Annotated in this window: 15 protein-coding genes; 8 read left to right on the forward strand and 7 right to left on the reverse strand. The window is 69.2% G+C overall.

The features are described 5' to 3' along the window. Positions 1 to 109: 109 nt before the first annotated feature. Positions 110 to 1,135 carry an aldo/keto reductase gene (locus ACWD3H_RS46245; RefSeq protein ID WP_451959589.1) on the reverse strand — a complete coding sequence of 342 codons (1,026 nt, stop codon included), beginning with the start codon at positions 1,133 to 1,135 and terminating at the stop codon, positions 110 to 112. A 308-nt stretch (positions 1,136 to 1,443) separates the two neighbouring features. Here ACWD3H_RS46245 and ACWD3H_RS46250 point away from each other — a divergent pair, with 308 nt between their 5' ends. The 3 genes from ACWD3H_RS46250 to ACWD3H_RS46260 all read left to right on the forward strand — a co-directional run bounded on the left by ACWD3H_RS46250 (position 1,444) and on the right by ACWD3H_RS46260 (position 4,349). Next, on the forward strand, positions 1,444 to 2,433 hold the full coding sequence (locus ACWD3H_RS46250; protein WP_451959590.1) for an AraC family transcriptional regulator: 990 nt from the start codon (positions 1,444 to 1,446) through the stop codon (positions 2,431 to 2,433). A 185-nt stretch (positions 2,434 to 2,618) separates the two neighbouring features. Continuing rightward, a complete protein-coding gene (locus ACWD3H_RS46255; RefSeq protein WP_451959591.1) occupies positions 2,619 to 3,842 on the forward strand; it encodes a styrene monooxygenase/indole monooxygenase family protein in 1,224 nt (407 codons plus the stop codon). A 9-nt stretch (positions 3,843 to 3,851) separates the two neighbouring features. After that, entirely contained in the window at positions 3,852 to 4,349 is a 498-nt protein-coding gene (locus ACWD3H_RS46260; protein ID WP_451959592.1) for a flavin reductase family protein, read from the forward strand. A gap of 89 nt (positions 4,350 to 4,438) precedes the next feature. On the opposite strand, the gene ACWD3H_RS46265 is transcribed toward ACWD3H_RS46260, so the two are convergent. Then, on the reverse strand, positions 4,439 to 6,910 hold the full coding sequence (locus ACWD3H_RS46265; protein WP_451959593.1) for a tetratricopeptide repeat protein: 2,472 nt from the start codon (positions 6,908 to 6,910) through the stop codon (positions 4,439 to 4,441). 176 nt (positions 6,911 to 7,086) lie between these two features. Here ACWD3H_RS46265 and ACWD3H_RS46270 point away from each other — a divergent pair, with 176 nt between their 5' ends. Together ACWD3H_RS46270 and ACWD3H_RS46275 are read left to right on the forward strand one after the other, a co-directional pair. Further along, on the forward strand, positions 7,087 to 7,542 hold the full coding sequence (locus ACWD3H_RS46270; RefSeq protein ID WP_451959594.1) for a carboxymuconolactone decarboxylase family protein: 456 nt from the start codon (positions 7,087 to 7,089) through the stop codon (positions 7,540 to 7,542). A gap of 141 nt (positions 7,543 to 7,683) precedes the next feature. Next, on the forward strand, positions 7,684 to 8,160 hold the full coding sequence (locus ACWD3H_RS46275) for an iron chaperone (protein ID WP_451959595.1): 477 nt from the start codon (positions 7,684 to 7,686) through the stop codon (positions 8,158 to 8,160). Between the two features lie 33 nt (positions 8,161 to 8,193). Here ACWD3H_RS46275 and ACWD3H_RS46280 read toward each other — a convergent pair whose 3' ends face one another. The 4 genes from ACWD3H_RS46280 to ACWD3H_RS46295 all read right to left on the reverse strand — a co-directional run bounded on the left by ACWD3H_RS46280 (position 8,194) and on the right by ACWD3H_RS46295 (position 11,893). Next, on the reverse strand, positions 8,194 to 9,495 hold the full coding sequence (locus ACWD3H_RS46280) for an FG-GAP and VCBS repeat-containing protein (RefSeq protein WP_451959596.1): 1,302 nt from the start codon (positions 9,493 to 9,495) through the stop codon (positions 8,194 to 8,196). A gap of 134 nt (positions 9,496 to 9,629) precedes the next feature. After that, positions 9,630 to 9,758 carry a hypothetical protein gene (locus ACWD3H_RS46285; protein WP_451959597.1) on the reverse strand — a complete coding sequence of 43 codons (129 nt, stop codon included), beginning with the start codon at positions 9,756 to 9,758 and terminating at the stop codon, positions 9,630 to 9,632. Positions 9,759 to 10,187: 429 nt separating this feature from the next. After that, complete coding sequence (locus ACWD3H_RS46290) at positions 10,188 to 10,529, reverse strand: hypothetical protein (protein ID WP_451959598.1); 342 nt, start codon at positions 10,527 to 10,529, stop codon at positions 10,188 to 10,190. A gap of 446 nt (positions 10,530 to 10,975) precedes the next feature. Beyond that, positions 10,976 to 11,893 carry a DUF6891 domain-containing protein gene (locus ACWD3H_RS46295; protein ID WP_451959599.1) on the reverse strand — a complete coding sequence of 306 codons (918 nt, stop codon included), beginning with the start codon at positions 11,891 to 11,893 and terminating at the stop codon, positions 10,976 to 10,978. A 273-nt stretch (positions 11,894 to 12,166) separates the two neighbouring features. Here ACWD3H_RS46295 and ACWD3H_RS46300 point away from each other — a divergent pair, with 273 nt between their 5' ends. After that, positions 12,167 to 12,478, forward strand: a complete 312-nt coding sequence (locus ACWD3H_RS46300; protein ID WP_451959600.1) for a hypothetical protein — start codon at positions 12,167 to 12,169, stop codon at positions 12,476 to 12,478. A gap of 2 nt (positions 12,479 to 12,480) precedes the next feature. Beyond that, positions 12,481 to 12,999, forward strand: a complete 519-nt coding sequence (locus ACWD3H_RS46305) for a type II toxin-antitoxin system RelE family toxin (RefSeq protein ID WP_451959601.1) — start codon at positions 12,481 to 12,483, stop codon at positions 12,997 to 12,999. Positions 13,000 to 13,048: 49 nt separating this feature from the next. Here ACWD3H_RS46305 and ACWD3H_RS46310 read toward each other — a convergent pair whose 3' ends face one another. After that, positions 13,049 to 13,915, reverse strand: coding sequence for an alpha/beta fold hydrolase (locus tag ACWD3H_RS46310; RefSeq protein WP_451959602.1), 867 nt, complete (start codon positions 13,913 to 13,915; stop codon positions 13,049 to 13,051). Between the two features lie 86 nt (positions 13,916 to 14,001). Between ACWD3H_RS46310 and ACWD3H_RS46315 the strand changes: the two genes are divergently transcribed. Next, on the forward strand, positions 14,002 to 14,475 hold the full coding sequence (locus ACWD3H_RS46315; RefSeq protein WP_451959603.1) for a MarR family winged helix-turn-helix transcriptional regulator: 474 nt from the start codon (positions 14,002 to 14,004) through the stop codon (positions 14,473 to 14,475). Positions 14,476 to 14,725 lie beyond the last annotated feature (250 nt).

Here is a 14,725-nt window from a genome sequence, read left to right on the forward strand (position 1 = left end):
CGTGTTCCCCGCCAGGCCCGCGGGTACCCCCCCGGGGGGGGCCGGCGGGGTGGTGCGCTGCGCCCGGCGGCCCCCCGGGGGGCCCCCCCCGCCGGGGCGACGGGTTCCGTCAGCGGCGGCGGAGGGCGGGGTCGGTCAGGGCGGGCGGCACGTAGCCGACGTCGTCGGGGCTGATGTTCGTCCCCGGCGGGACCAGCTCGTCGATCGCGTCGAGGATCTCCGGCGAGAGCCGCACCTCGTCCGCGCCGAGCTGGCTGGTGAGCTGCTCGAGCGTGCGCGGGCCGATCACCGCCGAGGTGACGGCCCGGTGCGAGAGCACGAAGCCCAGGGCTAGGTGGATCATCGAGATGCCCGCCTCGTCGGCCAGGACCGCCAGCTTCTCGGTGACGTCGAGCTTGCGGGCGCGGATCTCCTCGACCTTGAAGTCGAAGTGGTCGCCGTTGCTGGAGGCCCGGGAGCCGTCGGGCAGCGGCGCGTCCCGGCGGTACTTGCCGGTCAGCCAGCCACCGTTCAGCGGGCTCCAGACCATCACTCCCAGGTTGTGGCGCTCGGCCACCGGCAGGACCGCGGCCTCGGCGTGCCGGGCGAGGATCGAGTACGAGGGCTGCTCGGTCGAGAACCGCTCGCGCTGCCGGTGGTCGGCGACCCACTGGGCCTCGACGATCTCCTCGGCGGGGAAGGAGGAGGTGCCGATCGCCCGTACCTTGCCTTGGCGCACGAGGTCGGACAGGGCGCCGAGGGTCTCGTCGATGTCGGTCTGCGGATCGGGGCGGTGCACCTGGTAGAGATCGATCCAGTCGGTGTCCAGGCGGCGCAGGCTGTCCTCGACGGCCTGCATGATCCAGCGACGGGAGTTGCCACGCCGGTTGGGAGAGTCGCCCATCTGGTTGTGGAACTTCGTCGCCAGTACGATCTCGTCCCTGCGGCCCTTGATGGCCCTGCCCAGGATCGTCTCGCTCTCGCCGAACGCGTACACGTCGGCGGTGTCTATGAAGTTGATGCCCGCGTCGAGCGCGGTGCCGACGATGCGCTCGCACTCGTCGTAGTCGGTGTTTCCCCAGGCCCCGAGCATCATCGTGCCGAGACAGAGCGGGCTGACCTGGATGCCGGTGCGGCCAAGCGTGCGATGGTTCACGGCACAGATCCTGCCAGCCCAGCCCCGGTCACTTCATGCCGGGTGTCGCCTTTGGTGTGGTTTCGGAGGAGACGTGCGGGGAGGCGTCATCTCTGACGAGCGGGGGCACCGTGCGCGGCCTCCACATGATCGAGGTGTTCGCGAGAACGATCGGCGGGCGCACGGGTCAGGACCGGCTCCGCTGTCCGGTATCGGACAGTGGTTCCACGGGCGTCTGCGTATTTGTACGTGGTCGGCCACACCGACCCTGCCGATCATGTCGGGATCAGTGGTACGCGTGCGATGGGCACCCGAGGGTGGGAGCGTCGATGAGCGAGGTGCGAGGGCGCGTCCCGCTTGGCAACAGGCCGGTCTTCGACACCGCGGACCTCGACGAGGCCCGCGAGCGGGTGGCCGGCGTGTTCTGTCCGCATCGGCTGGAACTCGCCGGTGACGTCTCGCGACTGGCCGCGCGGCTCAACTCGGCACAGCTGGGCGCCGTACGAGTGAACTACCTGGACTACGGGGCGGACGTCCGCATCGAGCCCGGGGAACTGGGATCCTTCTTCCTGGTGCAGATCCCGCTGGCCGGGAGCAGCCTGATCCGGTGCGGCGGGCAGGAGATCGTGTCGACACCCCGCCTGGCCTCCCTGCCGTCACCGTCGGAACACCTCGACATGCGCTGGGCGGCGGGCTGCCCCCAGCTGATCGTCAAATTCGACCGGTCGGAGGTCGAGGGCACCCTGGAACGGATGCTCGGGGAGCGGCTCGACCGGCCGATCGTCTTCGGCCTGGGCATGGACATGACCGCGGGCTGGGCGCGGGCCTGGAGGGCGATGGCCGACCTGATCGTGAGCGAGGCCGAGCACGGTGACGGGCTCGCCGCGCAGCCGCTGGCGGTCGCCCACCTGGAGAACGCCATGCTCTCCTCCCTGCTCACCGGGCAGCCGTCCAACTACCTGGCACGGCTGAACGCGCCCCGGCCTCCCGCGCTGCCCAAGGTGGTGCGCCGGGCCATGGAATACGTCGACGAGCACGCCCACCTGCCGTTGACCACCGACGAGATCGCGAGCGCCGTGGCGGTCAGTGGCCGCTCGCTCCAGGAGGGTTTCCGGCGTCATCTCGGCCTGACCCCGATGACCTATCTCAGAGACGTGCGCCTGGGCCGGGTCCACGACGACCTGGTGGCCGGCGATCCCGCCAGGTGCACGGTGACGGGCGTGGCGGCCCGGTGGGGTTTTCCTCATCAGGGGAGGTTCGCGGCGCTCTATCGCGCGCGCTACGGTCAGGCGCCGTCGCGGACGCTGCGCGGCAGCTGACGGTCCGGGACCGACCGGCGCCGAGTGTCCCCGTCCTGCTACCGCCGTCCTGCCGTCGTGTGGCGGGGCCCGGGGAGGATCCCGCGCCAGGCGGATGGAACCCGCGCTGAACGGATGGCCCGAGTGGCGGCCCCGGCCATACCTTTTCATCAGGTTCCCCCCTCCGTTGAAAAGGAGACATCGTCATGCGCAGAATCCTGGTCGTCGGTGCCGGTCAGGCGGGCCTGCACCTCGCCCTCGGCCTGCTGCGGAACGGCTACGACGTCACCGTCGTCTCCAACCGAACCCCCGATGACATTCGCGGCGGCCGGGTCACGTCGAGCCAGGCCATGTTCGGCATCGCCCTCGGCCACGAGCGTGACCTTGGCCTGGACCTGTGGGCGGATGACTGCCCGCCGATCGACGGGATCCAGTTCGCGGTGGCCGGTCCCGACGGCGAACCGGCCATCCACTGGGCCGCCCGGCTCGACACGCCCGCCCGCTCGGTCGACCAGCGGCTGAAGATGCCCGAGTGGATGGCCGAGGTGGAACGGCTCGGCGGCGAGATCGTCATCCACGACGCGACCGTGGACGACCTGGAGGACTACGCCGCCCGGTACGACCTGGTCCTGGTCGCCGCGGGCAAGGGGCCCATCGCCTCGCTCTTCGAGCGGGACGCGCCGCGCTCGCCGTACCGCGCCCCGCAGCGGGCCCTGGCCCTCACCTACGTCAACGGTCTCGTACCGCGACCGGGGCATTCCGCGGTGTGCTTCAACGTGATTCCCGGGGTCGGCGAGTACTTCGTGTTTCCCGCGCTCACCGTCACCGGTCCCTGCGAGATCATGGTGTTCGAGGGTGTCCCCGGCGGACCGATGGACTGCTGGGCGGACGTTCGCACCCCCGCCGAGCACCTGGCCAGAAGCCGGTGGGTCCTGGAGACCTTCCTGCCGTGGGAGGCGGATCGCTGCGGCGGTGTCGAGCTCACCGACGAGGGCGGCGTCCTGTCGGGACGCTTCACCCCCGTCGTGCGCAGGCCCGTGGCGACGCTGCCGTCCGGCGCCCCGGTCCTGGGCGTGGCCGACGTGGTCGTGCTCAACGACCCGATCACCGGGCAGGGGGCCAACAACGCCGCCAAGTGCGCGGCCTCCTACCTGTCCGACATCCTGGAGCGTGGTGAGCGGCCGTTCGACGCGGCGTGGATGGAGCGGGCCTTCGAGCGCTACTGGCAGGGTGCCCGGCACGTCACCGCGTGGACGAACGCGCTTCTCGCGCCCCCGCCGCCGCACGTGCTGGAGATTCTGGGCGCCGCGGGCCGGCTGCCCGAGGTGGCCTCCCGCTTCGTGAACGGCTTCGACGACCCGTCGGACTACGCGGGCTGGTTCATGGATCCGGCCGGGGCGGCCGGGTATCTGGCGCGGTTCGGGAAGTGAGAAGGGGTCATGAGGTCTCTGCGCGACGCCCTCGGGCAGTTCGCCACCGGGGTGGCGGTGGTCACCGCCGTCACCCGGCGGGGTGACCGGCTGGGTGTGACCGTCAACTCCTTCACCTCGGTCTCGCTCGACCCGCCGCTGGTCCTGTGGTGCCTGGCCCGGCGGGCTCCCAGCGCACCGGCCTTCGCCGGGGCGGAGCGGTTCGCGGTCAACGTCCTGGCCGCCGGACAGGAGCACCTGTCCCGGCGATTCGCCACGCCGCTGCCGGACAAGTTCGCCGGGGTGGAGACCCACCCGGCACCCGGTGGGTCTCCGGTGCTCACCGGAACCCTCGCCCACTTCGCCTGCCGTACGGTGAGCACCTACGACGGGGGCGACCACCTCATCTTCGTCGGAGAGGTCGAGCACTTCCGGCGGACGGAGGGCGAGCCGCTGGTCTTCCACTCGGGGGACTACCGCGTGTTCTCCCCGCCGGACCGGGAGATGGCGTTCGGCGCCGTGGACTGACGCGGTGGCCTCCCTTTTCGGCGAGGCACTGTGGCGCCTGGCGCCTGAAAACGCAGACCGGACATGATCCGCGGGAGCGACCAGTCACGTCAGGCCCCTGGTTCGAGCTCCTGCCGGATGGCCTGCCCCGCCGCGCGGTGCTCGGCGGCGGCAGCCGGGTCCGTCTCGTCGAGCACGGCCGCGATCCCCTCGTGGGCCAGTGCCTCCTGGTGCCGGTAGCCCACCTTCGGGGCCAGCTCGAGTGCCTGACGGTGCAGGCGCAAGGCCTCGTCGGGCAGGCCGGCCAGTCGGCAGGTCTCGCCGTAGCCGTTGAGGAAGTGGATCTTCCAGTGTTCCTCGAACAGCTCATCCAGGAGTGTGAACGCCTGTCGGTGGCTGGCCAGCGCTTCCTCGTAGCGGCCCATCTGGCGCAGGGCGACGCCCAGGCAGTTGAGACACCACGCCTCGTTGTGTTTGTGGCCGTCCTCGCGGGCGAGTTCCAGGGCTTGGTGCAGGTGCTCTGCTGCCTCGTCGGATTGCTCGTGGGCGATGGCCATGCCAAGGGTGATCCGGGCTGTCAGCGCGGCCGGCCAGGTGGGGTCGGCGTGCGCGATGTCCAGCACCTCGCGGGCCAGCCGCGCCGCCGCCTCGCGGTGTCCCAGCTGCAGCATCGCCCAAGCCTCGTATGCGGTCGCATGGGCCGCGCCCATCGGGCAGCCGGCGTCCGCGTACAGTTTCCCCGCCAGCCGGAAGAGGCCGAGTGGCTCCTCGACATAGCCCTCGTCCCACCTCAGGTAGCCACGGCGCATGATCAGATCTGCCTCAGAGCGGGTGTCCCCGGCCTGGGACACCAGCGGTGCCGCCGCCTCGTATGCGGCGCCGGCCTCTGCCATCCGGCCCGCGTTGTAGCGGGCGAAGCCCAGGTCGCTGTGTGCCTCAGCCAGTTGCCACGGATCCCCCAGGCGCTGCGCGGCCGCCAGCGATCGCTCGAAGAGGACGTTGAGGTGCGTCGTGCCGCAGCGCCGCGCGAAGAACGCCCGCATGAAGCGCGGCAGCTCGCACACGTGCGCGTCGGCTCCGGTGACAACCGCCACCTCGAAGGCGCCCATCAGGTTTGTGTACTCCGTGACGAACCAGCCGAGGGCCGCATGCTTGTCGGTGAACCGCGGCAGCTCGGCCGGGGGCCGGCCTGCGGAGGCCGCGCGGCTGCCGGACACGTGCGGCATCGCGGCGTCGGCGGCGGCCGCCGCGTGCACGTAATAGTCGAGCACCCGGCCCAGCGCCTGCTCCCGCTCCACCGGGGAATCCTGCTCCGCGGCGGCTCGGCGCGCGTGCTGGTGCACCAGGTCGTGCAGCGTGTAGCGACCAGCAGACGGCTGCTGGATGAGGTGCGCGTCGAGCAGGTCCTCCAGCATCGCCCGTGCGCTGCGCAGCGGCACGTCCGCCAGTGCCGCCGCCACGTACTCGTCGAAGGACGACCCGGACAGCAGGCCCAGCAACCGGAACAACCGGCGCTCGGCCCGATCCAGCTGCCGTACGGACATGGCGAACGCGGTGTCGAACTCGCTCACGCCCTCCGCCATACGCTCGACGAGGATGCCTACGGTCCAGCCCGGTCGGTGCCGCAACCGGGCCCCGGCCAGCCGCAGGGCCAGCGGCAGATGGCCGCACAACCGCAGCACCTCGGCCGCTGACTCCGGGTCGCGGGCCAGCCGGCCGTCGGGGCCGCTGGGATCGCCGCTGGCGCGGGCCAGCAGCTCCGCACTCTCCTTCGGGGTCAGCACGTCCAGCGACACCGGGGGCACCTCCTCCAGGCCCAGCAACCGGTTGCGGCTGGTGATCAGGGCGACGGAGGGGCCTGCGCCGGGCAGCAGCAGGCGGACCTGGTCAGCGCCGGCGGCGTTGTCGAGGACCACGACGGCCCGGCGGCTGGCCAGTTCCGACCGCCAGCAGGCGGCCAGCGGTTCGACACCGCCCTCCTGCGGGATCTTTTCCGACGGGACGTCGAGTGCGGCGAGCAATGCCCGCAGTGCGGGATCGGGATCGAGTGGTTCCCGCCCGTCGGTGAACCCGTGCAGATCCAGATAGAGCTGGGCGTCCGGGTATTCGGCGGCGAGCCGGTGCGCGGCGTGCACCGCCAGACAGGTCTTGCCGACGCCCGCCATGCCGTCGATGGCGACCACCCGGCTGCTGTCCACCATGGCGAGGACGGCGGCGAGCTGGGCCTCACGTCCAGTGAAGTCGGGCATGTCGCGCGGCAGATCGTTGCGGGGTAGGCGTGGGGCACCGGCGGCAGGCGACGGGGGCTGGACCTGGCGGCTCGTCTTCGGGGGCGCCGGCAGGGGGTTCGTCGCCCGGTCCCACAGGGGGCGCAGCGGGCGGGGGTCACGCTTGACGAGGCGGCAAAGTTCGATCACCACGGGCCAGGGCGGCACCGACTGGCCGCTGAGGTAGCGCGACAGCGACGACGAGCTGAGGCCCGTGTCCCGTGCGAGGGCCCGCACACCGCGCCCGGACAGCTCCTGGAGCAGGCGCAGCCGGGCGGCCAGTTCGTCTTGGGGGTCCGCCTTCTGCACAACCATCGTGTCCTGCCTCTCTGTCCCGTCGCGGAAGAAACTTACCGGGACGAATCGCCGCAGGCCAAAGCCGTTTCAACTGTCCCACGGTGTCCCACCGCCATCGTCATGGCAAGCCAGTCCGGCTGTTATGGAGTCACGCCCCGAGGGACGGGGCGTCGATCCGGAAGAGGAGAACCAAGATGCAGTCCCGTATGCAGAACCCGGCCTTCATCCTGCCCGGCGCGATGCAGCCCATCCAGGAGCTCTTCAAGGCCGTGCACGCCGGTGGGGTGGACGGTCAGACGCTGGAGCTGGTGCATCTGCGGGTCAGCCAGATCAACGGCTGCAGTTCCTGCGTCGACGGGGGCACCAAGACCGCTCGTAAGGCCGGAGTGAGCGACGAGCGGCTGGCCACGGTCGTCGCCTGGCGGGAGACCCCGTACTTCACCGAGGAGGAGCGGGCGGCGCTCGCGCTGGCCGAGGCCGCAACACGGCTGGCCGACCGTGCCGACGCCGTGAGCGACGAGGTCTGGGACAGGGCCGCCACCTATTTCGACGAGAAGCAGTTGGCCGCGATCGTTCTGATGATCGGCGTCACCAACCTGTTCAACCGGCTCAACGCCACCACCCGGCAGATCGCCGGCGCATGGGGGTGAGCGGTGCGCGGTCCCGGGCGGCGTGCTCGAACCCGTGGCCCGGGACCGCTCGCCTCATCGCCGCGAACCCTCTCAGCGAAGCCGGCGAAGCCGCCACGGCGGTCGTCCCTACCAAGATTTTCCGACAAGGAGATTCCCACCATGAACGAAACGCGCAAGGCCACCGAGAGCACCACCGCAGCTGACAAGAAGTTCGACGGGTTCACCGACGAAGAACGAGCGGCGATGAAGGAGCACGCCCAGGAGCTGAAGACGGCCGCGCGCCGCGGCTCGCGCGCGGCCAAAGCCGACGGGGAGCGCGACGTGCTCGCGAAGATCGCCGGGATGGCGGAAGCGGACCGATTCATCGCCGAGCGGCTCCATGCCATCATCAAAGCCGACGCGCCGGCCCTGTCGCCGAAACTCTGGTACGGGATGCCCGCCTACGCCAAGGACGGCAAGGTCGTCTGCTTCTTCCAAAGCGCGGAGAAGTTCAAGGCGAGGTACGCGACCCTCGGCTTCAACGACCCGGCGAACCTCGACGACGGCACCATGTGGCCGACCGCCTTCGCGCTGATGGAGTTGACCGCCGACGACGAGGCGAGGATCAGCGCACTCGTGAGGCAAGCGGCGAGCTGAGGACTGCTTCGGCAGTTCGGGTATCGGCTCTGGTCAGCGTGCGATCAGCCTGCCTTGCAGGGGAAGGGCGATGGTCCTGGCAACCCGGCCGTTCTTGATCCAGAAAACCCGGGTGGAGTCTCCGCCGGTGGTGGCGAGTTCCGGGACGGTGTCACCGTCCACGTCGAGCAGCGCCACGTTGGCCCCGCCTTTCCCGATCCAGTCAGGCCGGCGCGGCCCGGCGGCGGAGCCGTACAGGACGGCGACCTCGCCCCTGCCGCGAGCCCCCGCGACGAGGTCGGTGTAACCGTCCTTGTCGACGTCGCCGGCCGCGAGCGAGCCGGCGTAGTCATTGGCCGGGTCGCTGGTCCCGGCGATGCCGGGCAGAGCCAGTGTCTTCAACCGGCGCTTATCGACGCCCACGGGGCCGCCTCGTAGGACGAGAAGCCTGCCGGTGCCGATCCCGGCGATCACGTCGGCATACTTGCCGCCGTGGAAGCGGCCGACCCGGACTGACCAGCCGAACGGCTCGCGCGTGCACCTGACGGTGTTCGCCTTGTTGTCGGCACCCTCGACGCCACCCGCGCACGCCTGCACATCCATAACGCGGCCGTCCACATTTCCGCTGGTCACCATGGTGTTTCCGGTGATCGTCACGCCTCTGGCCGACCCTTTGAACACGTGGATGGCCCCGCCGATGTCGTATCCCGGCCGCCCAGACGGCGCAGTGACCACCAGGTCGCTGTAGCCGTCGCCGGTCACATCTCCGGCCGCCAGTCCGGCGCCGAACAGACGGCTGTGCTGGCTGAAGCCGACCACTCCCGGCGTGTCCTCGCTGAGCCGCAGTGCCCCGGATGAGCTGAGACCGCTGCGGGAGCCGTACAGGACGACGGCGGCGCCGCCGCGCACTGCCGCGGTGTTCAGTGTGGTCTCCGGCGCACCGACGGCGAGGTCGGCGTAACCGTCCCGGTTGAAGTCAGAGGTGGTCAGCGCGTTGCCGAAGCCGTGGCCGGTGCCGAGCCGGGGAACACCGCCCTGGCCGGGGGTGAACCGGCTGCTCCGGCCGACATGGCCGTCCGCGCGCCGGCCGTACAAGATGGTGACCGTGCCGCCGGCGCCGACCGCCACGTCTGCGAGGCCGTCTTTGTCGAAGTCGCCCGTCGACAGCGCGGTCGCGTGCTGGGTCCGGACCGCCGCTCTGCCCTTCAGAGGCTGAATCGTGAGCAGACCGGCGCCACCTACCACCAGGTCAGCCCCGCCGTCCCCGTTGACATCCCCACGGACGGGGCGAGGAGGCAACGAGGCCCCAGTGGCGAGCATGGCCGCCAACACGATGATCACTATGCGAGGGGACATGTAGGGATGCTAAGCGTTCCGTCGGTTACTGCGGCGCCAACGTCAAGCCAGGTGACCCATCCGAATGGTCCGGACCGGCCATCTTGGAGAGTCGGCCGGGAAAACAGGGAAGCCTCATGATGAGGGTCTCCTGCCTACTCGGTGGTCAGGCTCCACACGCGTGCCGTTCCGTCACCACCGCCGCTGATCACTTGGTGGCCGTCGGGGGTCACCGCCACCGACAACACCACTCGATCATCGTGACCGGTGAGTATGCGGGTCAAAGTTCCTGCGGCGGACATGAGTACGGAACCTAGCGGTACCAGCCATCGTCCGGGCACATCGTTGTGGACACCGCAGGATCCCCGCACGGGTGATGTCACGGATCCGGAGAGATCGACACCATGGGCCAGATGATGCTCGCAGGCACCTACGTCAAGCCAGTGCGGTGACCACTTGGGTTCGCCGGGTCGTGGCAAGCCGTATGACCTGCGCTGCTCGATGACCTGCCCCACTGCCGGTACCGGCTTGATCGGTACCGGCAGCTGGAGGAGCGCATGGCTGAGCCCGTCAGAGCCCGGCGATCAACCGATGCCGAAGGCCAGATGCTGCAACGCCTGGTACGACGAGGCGAACACGGCTCGATCAGGGGGCGCCGGGCGCTGATCATCATGGCGTCCGCGTCGGTGACACCCGCCCTGGCTATCGCGTGGTCACCGCACTACGGAGAACCTCTCCGCGAGATCCCGGGCCCATTGCGCGGCCTTGGCCGCCTGGTCGCCGGTGACGGGCGCGCCAGGCATCCGGCTCAGGCGCTCCACCTGCTCGGCGAAGCGCAGGTGCTCCCGGTGAGCGTGTTCCCGGCAGGCGAGGCAGGTGACGCTTTCCGGACGAGGAGAGGTCATCGCATAGGGCGCCTGGAGTCCGCAACCGGTGGTGACGACACTCGGTGCGTCGGGCACGAGCCCCAACGACGACACGATCACATTGCGGAAGGCGGCACCGGCCTGCATCACCTTCTGCTCGACGTGGACGTGCGGATCGGTCTCGCTCATCTGCGTCCGCGCCTCCGTCCGAGTCGTCCCGGAATCAGACTAATGCGTTGACCACTCAGGTTCACCGGGTTGGTCAGGCTGCTCGTGGTGGGCACCGGCGTTGCCGACGTTCGCTGCGGATACGGGCTCGGGTTACGGGCCAAGCAGCCGGCCGGCTTACGCTCCAGCGGGTGAGCGAGCACCCAGGCGTGGCAGGAGCCCAGCCCGGCGTGTCGCCGACCCGGCGAACGTATGTGGTCACCGCACTAAGTGACCTGCCAGAGTGGTCCTGTCCGATGGGCCTGACGAACTCGGAGAAGTAAGCACAGCGGTGGGGAGACTCTCGTGCGGACTCATGAACGGCGAGGTGTGACCTGATCTGACACGTAGTCTGCCCCAGGATCGTCCCACGGCGGTCTTGGACCGTCGCCTCTCTGGCGACGATCCTCACTGCAGGGTGTACCTGCTCAGCCGATGAGGCGTTTGCGCCAGTCGAGAGGGACAACAGTGATGGTCTGCCGGGGATCGCCGTTCCACTCCACCGAGAGGCCGGTTTCCCTGAGTGTGGCCACGATCTCTCGTCCGATGGACGCCGTCGTATCTGACGAGCCGTCGAACCCGCAGTACAGGAGTGCCAGCCCGTGTCCGGCTGCGGCCGAGTCCGTGCACTGGCTGTGGAAGTAGACATAGCCTCGGGCATCCGGTGAGCTCGCCTCTCCGATCTCCGCCTGACCGCAAGTACGGCAGCAGGTGAAGTTCTCCCTTGCCGTGATGCCCGTGGCTTCCAGGGCGGTGAAGGCCCGGCTGAGCCGTTCCGGGTCCGTCTCCCCCTTCCAGGAGGCCTGCTCCTCGACTCGTTCCAGCCACATTCGGTCCACCAGTCGGCGTGCCTGTTCGGGAGAGACCGGTCGGCGGTTCCCTGACACGAGATACTCCTGTGCGATCTCGGCCAGTTGTGCCCGCGTCTCGTAACCGCCCACGATCACTTCACGGATGCGCGCATCGAGCTTCTTGCGCTCGTTCTCGTCAAGTTCGAGAGGAGGTGGTGGTTCGGGAAGGCCCAGGTCCAATGAGGTCCAGTTCAGTCCGGAGCCCCATTCGTCCTCCAAGCACGCCCAGCGGGTCATGGCCGCGATTACCGGCACGGGCCTGTCGAGTACCGTATGGAAGTGTCGGTCGGGTGCCCCGTCGCGGTGTTCCAGCACATAGTCGCCTCCATCCTCGTGCCATACCTGAATGAAGACTTCGGGTAGGTCGGGAATCCGCTGGACGACCAGGAACCTGTCGTCCTGACCGCCCAGCCGGTTGACCAGTTCGGCGAGTTTCCCAGCGCTTGCCCGGACGTGCCGGTGACCGTCCTCTGTCAGTACGGTGATCGCGAACATGCCGATCACCCTGGCACAGGGCGCGGACAGGTGACCAACCCGGAGGGGAGGAAGCACCTGCCGGGCACACGACTTGCGAAGGTCGTCGGCCACCTGGCGCGGTTCGCGACCGGGGGCTCTCGCGGAGGGTTGCCTCATGGCGCCAGGCACCGAGCAGCCACTGCGGCGCCGGCGGCACCAACGTCAAGCTAGGTGACCCATCCGATCGGCTTGGCGATCTAGGTTCTCCGTGCGGCACTCGCTCTTCTGTATAGATTTCTATATAGTTTCCGTATGGCTGTTCTCCATGATGCGACCGAGCTCACGGTCACCGAGGCCACGCAGCGCGGGGTGGCTCGTCTGGTGGCCGACGCGGAGCAGGGAACCGACCTGGTGGTAACCCGCCGGCACCAGCCGGTCGCGGCTGTCGTGAGCATGCGGCGTCTCAACGAACTGGAGGAGGCCGCGGCCGATCTGCGTGACCTGGCGTTGGTTCTTGTCCGGGCGGCGACCGACACCGGGCGGCGAACGTCGATCGACGATGTCCTTTCCGCCTTTGGGCACACCCGGGAATCGCTGGGCTCGCTCCCAGATGAGGACGAGTAGCGGTGTCTGATGTCGTATTCACCGATCCGGCCATCGATGACCTACGCAGGATCGGTCCGGACGCCGTACCCGAGGTCCTTAAAAAGATTCTCCTGCTGCTGGAGAACCCCGAGGCCGGCTATCCGCTTGGTGGGGAGCTGACCGGATTCCGCAAGCTCGTCGCCGGCCGGAACACCTGGCGGGTCGTCTACCGGATCACCGACGACAAGGCGATTGAGATCTGCGAGATCTGGGCCGTCGGAGAGAGGGCTGACGCCGAGATCTATGCCGAAGCCAAGGTGCGGGTTCGGGCGGTGGGTGGCTCGCGCCCTGATGTCGTCCGCCTCGGTGAGGTCATCGACCGTCTGGGAACTCTGACCGAACACCTCCACGTCGACGAGACACCTGTGCGAGAACCGGTTCCTGACTGGCTCGCCGATCGGTTGATCTACACGGTGGGCATGTCCCGTGAGGAGGTGGCGGCACTCGATCTGGAGAAAGCCGTCGACCTTTGGGCGGAGTTTCGTTCGGGGCCGCGTTAGCCCGTACTCGTTGTACGGTCTCAGGGCTGTTCGGGGTCTCCTTCGTCTCTCAAGTCGCCGTCCTGTCGAGAAAACCGACGACGCGGGTGTTGAGGTCGGAGGCCTCGTGCCATGGCATCGCGTGGTGGGAGAGGCCCGGCAGCACCGCAGTCTCCGCGTGCGGCAGGAGGCGGGTGACGGCGGACGCGACGCGGTGAGGGGGATGGGCCCTGCCACGCCCGGCGAGGAGCACAAGAGTCGGCGTCGTAAGTGTGCGCAGTAGTCCGGGCTCGGGCTGCTTCCCGGTCACGATTTTCGCGTCCGGGAACTCCGCGGCCAGGCCGTACAGCCGCAGCCAGGCGGGGTCGGTTTCCACGCCGCCGGTCTCCCACGCCAGGAAAGCTCGCGCGCGTGAGGCCGTCGGCCGGATGAGGGACGGCAGCGCGCGTGCCAGATATCCCACCCGGAATCCTCCGAAACACTGCGTCGGATCGAGGAGAACGAGCCGCCGGACCCGCTGGGGTGCGTGGAGGCCGTATGCCAGGGCGACCCACCCGCCGTAGGAGTGCCCGCACACGGCGACGCTTCCGACCCCGAGCCCGTCGAGCACCCCGTCCAGCCAGCCGAGCAGGCCGGGGATGTTGCGAGGAGGCCGCTCGCCCCGGACGCTCCGTCCCGGCTCGCCGATGCGGTCCACGGCGTACACCCGATGTCGGCGTGCGAACTCGGCGACGTTGGCGAACCACATCGCCGCGGTGGTGCCACCGCCGTGTAACAGGATCAGTGGCGGGCCGTCCGCGGGCCCGCACGCGTTCACCCGCGTCGTTCCGTATGTCGACGGTAGGTCGATCGGCTCGACCCGGACCGGCCAACGCTCCAGGACCGCGTCATAGGCGGCGAGGAAGGCCGCGTTCGCGCCGTGGCCATCACCGGACATGCCTCACCTCAACAGGTAGCTCGCCAAGCAAGAATCTCGCTGAGCGAGATATTGCCATAATATGGCAGCGGCGACGACGGAGGAAGGTGGCAGACGACGTGAACGAGCAGGACGCCGGGATGCGAGTGGTGCACCTGCTGCGCGCCATCACCATGGAGCTCGACCGGGTCGGGGAGAGATTCGCCGCCCGACACGCCCTCCACCCGACCGATGTGCGTGCGCTCATCTGCCTCCTGGATGCCGCCCGCACGGGCGCGCCCGCCACCCCGGGAGTGCTGGGGGCGCGACTTGGCCTCAACTCCGCGGGTACCACGGCGGTGATCGACCGTCTGGAAAGACTCGGTCATGTGCGCCGGGAGCGCGACACACGAGACCGTCGGCGTGTGCTGTTGAAAGTGGATGAGAGCGCGGTCGCGCTCGGCTGGAGCTTCTTCGGCCCGCTCATCCACGAGGTAGTCGCCGTCATGAGCCGGTTTGACGCCGCGGACCAGGCGACCGTCGAGCGCTTTCTCGGCGGCGTGCACGAGGCTGTCACCCGGAAGCGAACCAGCCAGGAGTAGCACTTGCGGTATTCCCTTTTGGACCCTTCAAAGTAGCCGACGGCCACTGCGGCCTCTGCGGCACCAACGTCAAGCTGGGTGACCCGTCGGGGTGGGCCGCCTGTCGGAGGGGTCTGGTTCCCATAGAGGAGTAATCCTCATTGAAGGTTCCGGGGCGTGCTTCCGTGTGCCTGCTGGCGGCTTGCCTGTGCGAGCTGGTGGTCGTGGGAGTCAGCCTCGCTCTTCTGCCCGGCCTTGCGGCGGAGCTGGA

The sequence above is a fragment of the Streptosporangium sp. NPDC002607 genome (assembly GCF_053592655.1).

What these genes read in the sequence shown, in the direction of transcription:
- ACWD3H_RS46250 (WP_451959590.1), top strand. Translation starts at nt 1,444, where the DNA reads ATGAGCGAGGTGCGAGGGCGCGTCCCGCTTGGCAACAGGCCGGTCTTC.
- ACWD3H_RS46260 (WP_451959592.1), top strand. Translation starts at nt 3,852, where the DNA reads ATGAGGTCTCTGCGCGACGCCCTCGGGCAGTTCGCCACCGGGGTGGCG.
- ACWD3H_RS46275 (WP_451959595.1), top strand. Translation starts at nt 7,684, where the DNA reads ATGAACGAAACGCGCAAGGCCACCGAGAGCACCACCGCAGCTGACAAG.
- ACWD3H_RS46300 (WP_451959600.1), top strand. Translation starts at nt 12,167, where the DNA reads ATGGCTGTTCTCCATGATGCGACCGAGCTCACGGTCACCGAGGCCACG.
- ACWD3H_RS46280 (WP_451959596.1), bottom strand. Translation starts at nt 9,495, where the DNA reads ATGTCCCCTCGCATAGTGATCATCGTGTTGGCGGCCATGCTCGCCACT.
- ACWD3H_RS46255 (WP_451959591.1), top strand. Translation starts at nt 2,619, where the DNA reads ATGCGCAGAATCCTGGTCGTCGGTGCCGGTCAGGCGGGCCTGCACCTC.
- ACWD3H_RS46270 (WP_451959594.1), top strand. Translation starts at nt 7,087, where the DNA reads ATGCAGTCCCGTATGCAGAACCCGGCCTTCATCCTGCCCGGCGCGATG.
- ACWD3H_RS46290 (WP_451959598.1), bottom strand. Translation starts at nt 10,529, where the DNA reads ATGAGCGAGACCGATCCGCACGTCCACGTCGAGCAGAAGGTGATGCAG.
- ACWD3H_RS46265 (WP_451959593.1), bottom strand. Translation starts at nt 6,910, where the DNA reads ATGGTTGTGCAGAAGGCGGACCCCCAAGACGAACTGGCCGCCCGGCTG.
- ACWD3H_RS46295 (WP_451959599.1), bottom strand. Translation starts at nt 11,893, where the DNA reads ATGTTCGCGATCACCGTACTGACAGAGGACGGTCACCGGCACGTCCGG.
- ACWD3H_RS46310 (WP_451959602.1), bottom strand. Translation starts at nt 13,915, where the DNA reads ATGTCCGGTGATGGCCACGGCGCGAACGCGGCCTTCCTCGCCGCCTAT.